Raw genomic sequence first — 1,422 nt, 5'->3', positions numbered from 1 at the left:
GTCTCGTGGCGCTCGCCGCGAGCGCCGGCTCGTCCGCCGACGCCGCGCCCGTCCCGCTCCTCCTGCTCCTCGTGGCGCTCGGCGTCGTCGTCGCCCTCGCGCTCGCGGCGGGCCGGATCCGCCCCGCCCGGCGTGCCGGCCTCGTGGTCGGGACGCTCGCGGGCGTCTGCTTCGCCCTCATGGCGCTCTCGGCGCGCGGGCTCGCCGGCGCCGAGCTCACGGACCTGCCGCGGCTCCCGGGCACCTGGCTCGTCGTCGTCGCGGGCCTGCTCGGGATGGCGTTCGCCGCCACCGCGCTGCAGCGGGCCCCCGTCGTGCCGGCGACGGCGCTCATGGTCGGCACCGAGACGTGCCTCGGCGCGGCGCTGGGCGTCGTGCTCGCGGGGGACCGGTGGGCCCCCGGCTCCGCGCCGCTCGTCGCGGCGGGGTTCGCGGCCGTGCTCGTGGGCGCGCTGCTCCTCGCGCGGTTCGGGGCGCCGGACCGCTCGCTCGCGGCCGCCGAGGGCGCCGCGGCCCCCGGGGCATGAGATTTCACCCGCTCGCAGGTGCGGCGACCGGCTGATCTACCACCTCCCGGCTTGACTCGGCCGGATGACACGCGTGTAATTCCACCGAGGAGACTTTTCTCGCAGGGTGAACAGCGGTGCTCCACGGCAGACGCGGCGGGGCACCGGACGGAACGACGACACGCAGGCGCACGGCACAGGCAACCCTGAGGGGCACCGACGCGGGCACGGAGGCTCTGGACATGTGGAACTTGCTCAATGACGACGCAGCGTTCCCGACCGACGCCGCGACCGAGGTCGCCCCGGTCGTCCCCCTCTTCGGCGCCGCCGACGACGAGACGGCCCTGAGCTGGCAGGAGCGCGCGCTGTGCGCGCAGACGGACCCCGAGGCGTTCTTCCCCGAGAAGGGCGGGTCCACCCGCGAGGCCAAGAAGGTGTGCACGGGCTGCGAGGTCCGCGCCGAGTGCCTCGAGTACGCGCTGGCCCACGACGAGCGCTTCGGCATCTGGGGCGGCCTGTCCGAGCGCGAGCGCCGCAAGCTCAAGAAGCGCGTCGTCTGACCGCTCCTGCGATGCGCCCGCGGGCGCACGACGGGACCCGATGACCAGCCGATGAGTCAGGCTCACCCGCAGGCCTCAGCGTCCACCGTCCGGCCCCGCACGGCCGAGGTGACCGCGGTCCTGGTGACCCGTGGCGTCACGGAGTACGTCGAGGAGAGCCTCACCGCCCTGCTGGCCCAGACGCGTCCGCCGCAGCGGGTCCTCGTCGTCGACGCCGCGCCCGAGGCGCACGGGGACGCGCATCCCGACGAGGACCTGCGCGCCCTGCTCGCGCGCGTCCAGGCCGCAGCGCCGGCGGGCGGCGGGGCAGGGTCGGGCACCGGCGAGCCGCCGACCCCGAGCGCGACCCCGCACGC

At 76.3% G+C, this 1,422-nt stretch carries 2 protein-coding genes and 1 pseudogene; all 3 read left to right on the top strand.

Translation table 11 applies throughout. From position 1 onward, the window contains the following. A pseudogene (locus ICW40_RS20415) lies at positions 1-527 on the top strand (hypothetical protein); the annotation flags it as partial. Between the two features lie 221 nt (positions 528-748). Then, positions 749-1,066 (top strand): WhiB family transcriptional regulator, encoded by a 318-nt coding sequence (locus ICW40_RS20410; RefSeq protein WP_260459527.1) that lies wholly within the window; start codon positions 749-751, stop codon positions 1,064-1,066. 51 nt (positions 1,067-1,117) lie between these two features. Next, positions 1,118-1,422: glycosyltransferase family 2 protein (locus tag ICW40_RS20405; protein WP_374199194.1), on the top strand; the 305-nt coding region annotated here is incomplete at its 3' end.

Source organism: Actinotalea ferrariae (assembly GCF_019733465.1).
Taxonomy (GTDB): Bacteria; Actinomycetota; Actinomycetes; order Actinomycetales; family Cellulomonadaceae; genus Actinotalea; species Actinotalea ferrariae_A.
This window is presented reverse-complemented; position numbering and strand designations above follow the sequence as displayed.